Source organism: Okeania sp., from assembly GCF_035285525.1.
Taxonomy (GTDB): domain Bacteria; phylum Cyanobacteriota; class Cyanobacteriia; order Cyanobacteriales; family Microcoleaceae; genus Trichodesmium.
Genome location: NZ_JAYKGW010000075.1, coordinates 1 through 6,761, shown reverse-complemented (window position 1 = coordinate 6,761; position 6,761 = coordinate 1). Strand labels below are relative to the sequence as shown.

The window sequence follows — 6,761 nt, the reverse complement described above, 5'->3', positions numbered from 1 at the left end:
CAATGTGCCATACTTAATCGTATGATACAGAATTGTCAGCCAGAAAGTTACAAAGTAGAATTCTAATTCACCAATTAACTTCTTCCCAGAAGAGAAGTTGCGATCGCAACATTCATGCAACAAAGCCTCAGCGAGCTGTAACTATTACTTATATGGCAAAGGATTTGCCACTTAATATTAATGGTACTGATGTTATCTCCAAAGGAATTTATACTAGCCGTCTTAATTTCTTTGGTTCTGGCCGTGCTTCATTTAATTCCACAGCTCCGGGGAATACTTTTACAGTAAGCAGACCTACTCTGGTTGTAGAAGAAGGTGATACAATTGATGGTTGAGAAGGAGGTATTCAGGAGCTAAATATCTATGTTCCCATCAACAATCGCGATCGGGGAGATATTGCGTTTTGGGCGAAAACAGATACTACAGAAGGTGTAATTCGCGCTCGACAGCAAGCAGTTGTTTTCTTAGACTTTAATCCACAGATTTTACCTCTTCCTACTGAAGTAAAGCAAATATTTGACTATTATCATATCCAACCAAAATAGTCTGGTAATACAAAAAATGCTTTCAAAATTTTAGGACGTTCTGATATTACTTGATCAACTATCCAGGATAAAATTGTAGACCGCGTTCAAAAAGTCTTTACAGATATAGGAGCTAATGTCAAAGTTTTAGGTCGTGCAACTGATACTGTACCAGAGGATAGACCAATTATCAGAGCTTTTATTGGAGATAGCCCTTTTGATTCTAAGAACCCAAGTCCAGATTTCGGGATAACATGGTCGGATGCTTTTAATCGAGATGAATTGCTGGTCAATGGTAAATTTTTGATCAACGACCCTGATTCTGTTCTTGTTTTTGTAGATGCAATTTTTAGTAAAGACAGTGGGGCTATATTTCCCAAAAATATTTCTAATGCAACAGCAGATGAGATAGCACTAGCTATTGCTAATGTTACGGCACATGAAATTGGTCATGCTTTTGGATTAGAGCATATTAAGGACCCAAAGTTACTGATGAATGGCGCTTCTGTTGCAGGGGAACTTCTTAATAGTCAGATATTTAGTGATAGCAATCTCAATATTATCGATCTTTCTGCGGGTAAAACTGCTCAACAGAATGATCAAGAGCGACTCGCATTTGGGGTAGGTAGTGATATTGACCCTAGTATATTTCCTGGTACTGCACCTCCAACCGCAGTTCTAGAATTTATCCTTTAAACCTGGAGTTTCAATACCATCTTCCATATCTGTAACCCAGGCAAATCTTGGAATTGTCAAAGAGCATGAAGGATAGCGGTTTCTTCCCTAAATTTATAAATCTTGGTTCCGGCGATCTATCCACTTTGTTAAACCAAGAAATCCAAGTTCCTAATAATTCTAAATTAATTTTAATTGCTTCAACAAATGGTAATGAAATTGATATTTTTGGAGTCAGTGATAACTTTTCTGGAAATGTTGGAGATATAGAACTAAGCAATGGATTTTCAGTCATGTTTGATGAACGTATCCAAGGAGACTTGTTTAGTGATACTGGGGAAACACTACCAACGTCCCTTAATTTATTTCAAAATACATCTTCTGGGCCTGTTCAGATTAATTGGTTAAGATGTTAGCAACCCCCTTCCTGGTGGCAATACTCAGGTAGGAAATAACAGAAAGAATAAATTAAAGGGTACGGCTCAGGATGACCTCCTTGATGGCAAGAGTGGTGACGACATTGTCATTGGATACAGTGGCGACGATACTCTCATCGGAGGGGGTGGCAAAGACACACTCAACGGTGGTACAGATAACGATATCTATCAGCTAAACCCTAAAACTGCTCAAGGAAGTCAAATTATAGACAGTCAAGGAAACGACTTCCTGGAATTAGAAGAAACTGATATATCCCTGGAAGGTTTAGCAAAAGGTACAACTGGCGTAGAACGCAAAGGCAAAGACTTAATTATCGACCTCAACCAAGATGCTCAAGTCAATGTCAAAGAAGACCTCACCATCAAAAATTTTTTTGCCGACGACAAAACCAATACACCAGGGAAGGGTTTCATCGAAACTGTAGATAATGTTACAGGTGAGGAAATAATTGACTCCTTAACTCACCCAAACCAAGGCATTACTAAAAATGGCAATAATCGTAGAAATACTCTCAGAGGTAGTCAGCTAGATGATGTGCTAAATGGCAAAGGTGGTAACGACAAACTGTTGGGCAAAAACGGTGACGACACCCTACTTGGGGGCAAGGGTAAAGACAAACTCAACGGTGGTAAAGGGGAAGACATCTTAACAGGTGGCAAAGGTAGAGATTCTTTTATATTGGCTAATTTTAACAAAACAGAAACCGATGAAATAACCGACTTCATATTGGGTAAAGACAAACTTATTCTCGACAAAAGCGCATTTTAAAGTTCTCAAGAGTCTTCAAGGTAATGGTTTCAGTCGCAAACGGGAATTTGCAGTTGTTGATGATGCTGCCGAAGTTGCCAGCAGCAAAGCATTTATTGTTTACAATGAGGAGAGTGGTGAACTATTCTACAACCATAATGGTAAAAAAGCTGGTTTAGGTGCTGGTGGTTTGTTTGCTAAATTAGAGGGTGCGTCGGATATTACTGCCACAGACTTTAGGATTCAGGTTTAGAAACTTCTGTGGGTAAACCAGTCTAGAAGTTGGCAGTGATCGGCTTTTTTAATTGATAATTTGTGTAAGTCTTGTGTTTAAGAAACCCGGTTTTTTGAAAAAACTGGTTTCTGGCTTTCCCTAAATCTGGTTTTGATCAGGAGCGATCGCTTTTAACTGTATCATTGAAAGTATCTATTTTTGGCAATTTATGACTCATATTTTTCAGTTATCAGTTATCAGTTATCAATCCCTGAGACCCCCTCATATCTTATGGGGGGTTGATCTGACAAACCCAGAAAACTCGTTGTAGGGAGGCCCTTATGCAACGTCCCTACTTGTGAAACCCGCCCCTAGGTTGTCTTCTCTAATGCACATTTTTAGACGCAACAATCCAGTAGGCTGCGTTACGCTGCGCTAACGCACCAAAAAATTTAGGATCCGCGGTGCGTTACATTTTCAGGACTTACGCAAAGGTACTATCTATAAAGTTCAAAAACTATTGTGCAATAGTTTTTAACGCTACATACAGTGTCTGGTGCGTAAGTCCTAATTTTATTAACGCACCCTACTACTTCCTGCTTTTAGTTAATGCTCCCATTCAAACGCTGATAAACTGTCACCAACCCATCAACATCCCCAACATTCCCTGGAAACAACACTACAGGTAACTCAGGAAACTGAGGATGATCGACAGAAGTCCGCACCATAGAACAACCAGCCAAAACCTGACCTAACAACCGAGCTGTAGTTAAAGCTAAACCTTTACTCAGAGTATCATTGGAAGTGATGCCACCTTTACTAATTAAAAATCCGATATCCTCTGGCAATCCCCGAACAATATCCATCAATAATTCTGATACTGCGACACCAAACTCTAAACGCACCTGGACATTTTCAAAAGTCAACTCCTGGCGACTGGTATAAACCACAGGTGTTTTCCCTTCTCCATGAACACCATGAACTTTTTCCAGAATATTCTTAAGTAAATTTGTTCTTTGCTCTGGAGAGTCTGCAACTAAATGAGAAACATCTACTTCTACACCAACTACATCAGATTCTTGTAATAATCTTTCTAACTGTTGAGTAGACTTTTTAACGTGAGAACCCACAATAATTACACCTGGTTTCCCACTCCTGACATATTGTCTCATTTCGTCCGCAGCTACAGGTTGAGAACCTAAAGCTGCGAGAGAAGTTAAAATACTGGCAGCACTGCGCAACAGAAACTTTTTACCTTGACTTGCTGCTGCCAATAGATCGTTAGCAAAACTATCTAAGTCAGCTTGAGTTTCTCCATCCACGACTCCACATTGGTTGTTAGTCAATTTCAATAAACGTTCTAAACTCCCAACACGAATATCCTCCAGGGTAAATCTTTCTACGGTTTCTGCTTTAATCTGACCTTGAGTTTTCTCCTCCACATAATCAGGCAAATAACTATAAGTGTAACCAAATACAGAATCTTTAGCAAATTCTGTTTCGTGAACCGGGGTTTCTACACCGTTGATTATTAAATAGTGGGTACTGTTGCGGGTGACTCTCCCTCCTTCAAAAAATGCCGGAACTAAGAAATGAGCATCAAACTGACCTAACTCTGATGCAATAACATCCGTTTCTATGGGATAATGACCTCTGAGAGTAGAGTCAGAACGACTGACAACCAGAAAATCTTGGATATTTGTTTGAGCGATCGCTTCTGTCAGATTTTGTGTAACTTCTCGCGTCACAGTTGCTGCTTGTTCGGGAGTGAGAGCGCGAGTATTGGAGAGGATAAAAAATATGGGAGATTCGTCAAGTAATCCTAATTTTAGAGTTTCTACATCCCACTTAGTTAGGAGTAGGCAACTATGAACAGTTTGGGAACCTGTAGGATCGTCATCTATAACAATAATTTTCGGTTTGTTAATCATATTTTTGGCTAAATTAGGAATTAGTAAATTTGGGAATATTCTTATTTTCTAATGAGTTAGTCAAACTGTCAATTAATAATGGATAATTAAAACTATCTCTAATTGTCAATTATCCATTGGTAAAAAAGTTTACGAGTATGTTGTAATTATTAAAATTCAACCAGTATCTAAAGAATAATTAAATACTATTAATAAATATTAAATTGTTTAAATATTTTAAAATAAATGTAAAATATGCAATAAATACCAAGTTTTTTGCATAGTTTTTTTTGTATAATTTCCAAATCTTAAACACCACAATTTTTAGATAAATTTATTCCTTTATCCCATTAATAATCCAGCTAAACTAACTAATGTAAAGCTGTTTGTATTCAAGGAAAAAAAATCTAAATTATCAATTTTTTCAAAAAGGTTGACAATTAATTTTATTTTGTTTAATGTGGTAATAACTATCCGGATAATGTCTTAAAGAGATCGGTTTCAGTTTAGAGGTAAATAAACTCAATCGCCGTTAAAAGTGATTCCCTTGCTAATTATTTTTAGGAGTTGAAACTATTATGAATAATCAAGTAAATGCTACTTCTCAAACGGTTGCATCGGCTTTAACTACAGCCGAAAATTATTTACAGTTATTTGCTAATCATACCAATTTTCTACAGAAAATGGTTGTGGCTTTTGGCAATAATTTTAATCCTCAAAATGCGTTGGGTTTACAGTCAGATTGGTTGGTAAGAGATTTGAGTTTTATTCCTCCTATTGAAATTCGCGAGTCAGCAGAAATTAATGGAGCAAATGGAGCTTTTGCCGGAGACAAAAATAGGATTTATTTATCACAGGAATTTTTAACAGCAAATGGGGGTAATGTTGAGGTTGTTGCGACTGTTTTGTTGGAGGAAATAGGTCATGCGGTGGATTGGAAATTAAATTCTGTTGATGGGTTGGGAGATGAAGGTGCGATTTTTGCTCATTTGGTGCGTGGGGATGTGTTGAGTCAGGAGTATTTGGAGGAGTTGAGAGTTGAGGATGATTCGGCAACTGTTTGGTTGGATGGGGAGTTGGTGGAGATTGAGCAAGCAACCTCTTATACAGTAGTCGATCTAGGTACTCTAGGAGGTTCCGAAAGCAAAGCATGGGCAATTAATAATCAAGGGCAAGTAGTTGGTGATGCAGAGACATCTAGTGGAGAAGTTCGCGCTTTCATTTTTACAGACGAGAATGATAATGGTGAGGTAGATGCTGAGGAAATACAAGACATTAGAGGTTCCGAAAGTAAAGCTCGTGACATCAACGATCGAGGTCAGGTTGTGGGATTTTTACCCCCAACCAGTAGTCCAAAAGCTTTTGTCTGGGATGAAGAAAATGGTATGGAAACCCTCAGTGGGGCAAGTCGTTCTGCTTTTGGCATCAATAACGATGGCGATATAGTTGGTTATTTTAAAGTTCCACCTTTCAACTTTCATAGTATTCGTTGGGAAAATGGTGAAGCGATTCCACTGAATACACCTCTACCCAATAATAGTTGGGCAACGAGTATTAATGATAATGACCAGATCGTGGGTTACACTGATGTTTTTGGCGGTGTTTTTCATGCTTTTCTATGGAATGAAGGCACGATTAATGCAGCATTAGACCTTGGTAGTTTGGATGGTGCATCGAATACTCAAGCTTGGTCTATTAATAACCGAGGTGAAGTGGTCGGTCAATCTGGTAAAAAAGCCTTTTTGTGGGATAGTAGTAAGGGTATCCAAGATTTAGGTTCTTTAACAACAGGTTCCAGTGCTAGTCGAGCCTTCGGGATTAATAATTTAACTCAAGTGGTTGGTGAGTCTGACAATAAAGCCTTTTTATGGGAAGATACTAATAACAATCAACAGTCAGATCCGAATGAGGTTGTCGATTTGAATGAATTAATACCTGATGATTCTGACTGGACTTTGGAAGTAGCAAGAGATATTAATGATGCAGGAGAAATTGTCGGTTCGGGTTCCCTTAATGGTGAAACTCATGCCTTTCTCTTAATACCAGAAAAACAACAAAAATCGGCAGACTTATCAGTTAGAAAATCGGACTCTGCCGATCCTGTCAAACTGGGAGAAACTTTAACTTATACCATTGAAGTTACTAATAACGGTCCCGGAAATGCTACAGATGTAACTTTAACGGAACAACTACCAGAAACCGTAACTTTTGAATCTGCTAGTCTGGAGCCTGAAGTCAGGTTGAGAGAGGACA

General features: G+C 38.4%; 6 protein-coding genes and 1 pseudogene. 6 read left to right on the top strand and 1 reads right to left on the bottom strand.

All coding sequences use genetic code 11. From position 1 onward, the window contains the following. The first annotated feature begins 32 nt into the window (after window positions 1–32). The 5 genes and pseudogenes from VKJ25_RS07675 to VKJ25_RS24525 all read left to right on the top strand — a co-directional run bounded on the left by VKJ25_RS07675 (window position 33) and on the right by VKJ25_RS24525 (window position 2,405). The gene (locus VKJ25_RS07675) at window positions 33–335 is read left to right on the top strand and encodes a hypothetical protein (protein WP_324236033.1); all 303 of its coding nucleotides are present in this window, start codon (window positions 33–35) and stop codon (window positions 333–335) included. Window positions 336–827: 492 nt separating this feature from the next. Further along, window positions 828–1,220 carry a matrixin family metalloprotease gene (locus tag VKJ25_RS07670; protein ID WP_324236032.1) on the top strand — a complete coding sequence of 131 codons (393 nt, stop codon included), beginning with the start codon at window positions 828–830 and terminating at the stop codon, window positions 1,218–1,220. 53 nt (window positions 1,221–1,273) lie between these two features. After that, window positions 1,274–1,615 carry a hypothetical protein gene (locus VKJ25_RS07665; RefSeq protein WP_324236031.1) on the top strand — a complete coding sequence of 114 codons (342 nt, stop codon included), beginning with the start codon at window positions 1,274–1,276 and terminating at the stop codon, window positions 1,613–1,615. 43 nt (window positions 1,616–1,658) lie between these two features. Beyond that, window positions 1,659–2,219: pseudogene (locus VKJ25_RS07660) on the top strand (hypothetical protein); the annotation flags it as partial. Continuing rightward, window positions 2,205–2,405 carry a M10 family metallopeptidase C-terminal domain-containing protein gene (locus VKJ25_RS24525; protein ID WP_375340311.1) on the top strand — a complete coding sequence of 67 codons (201 nt, stop codon included), beginning with the start codon at window positions 2,205–2,207 and terminating at the stop codon, window positions 2,403–2,405. The pseudogene VKJ25_RS07660 and the gene VKJ25_RS24525, both read left to right, overlap by 15 nt. A gap of 795 nt (window positions 2,406–3,200) precedes the next feature. Here the strand turns inward: VKJ25_RS24525 and VKJ25_RS07655 are convergent. Beyond that, window positions 3,201–4,529, bottom strand: a complete 1,329-nt coding sequence (locus VKJ25_RS07655) for a four-carbon acid sugar kinase family protein (RefSeq protein WP_324236030.1) — start codon at window positions 4,527–4,529, stop codon at window positions 3,201–3,203. Between the two features lie 557 nt (window positions 4,530–5,086). Between VKJ25_RS07655 and VKJ25_RS07650 the strand changes: the two genes are divergently transcribed. After that, window positions 5,087–6,761, top strand: a 1,675-nt coding sequence (locus VKJ25_RS07650; RefSeq protein ID WP_324236029.1) for a DUF3466 family protein, incomplete at its 3' end; no start/stop codon positions are given.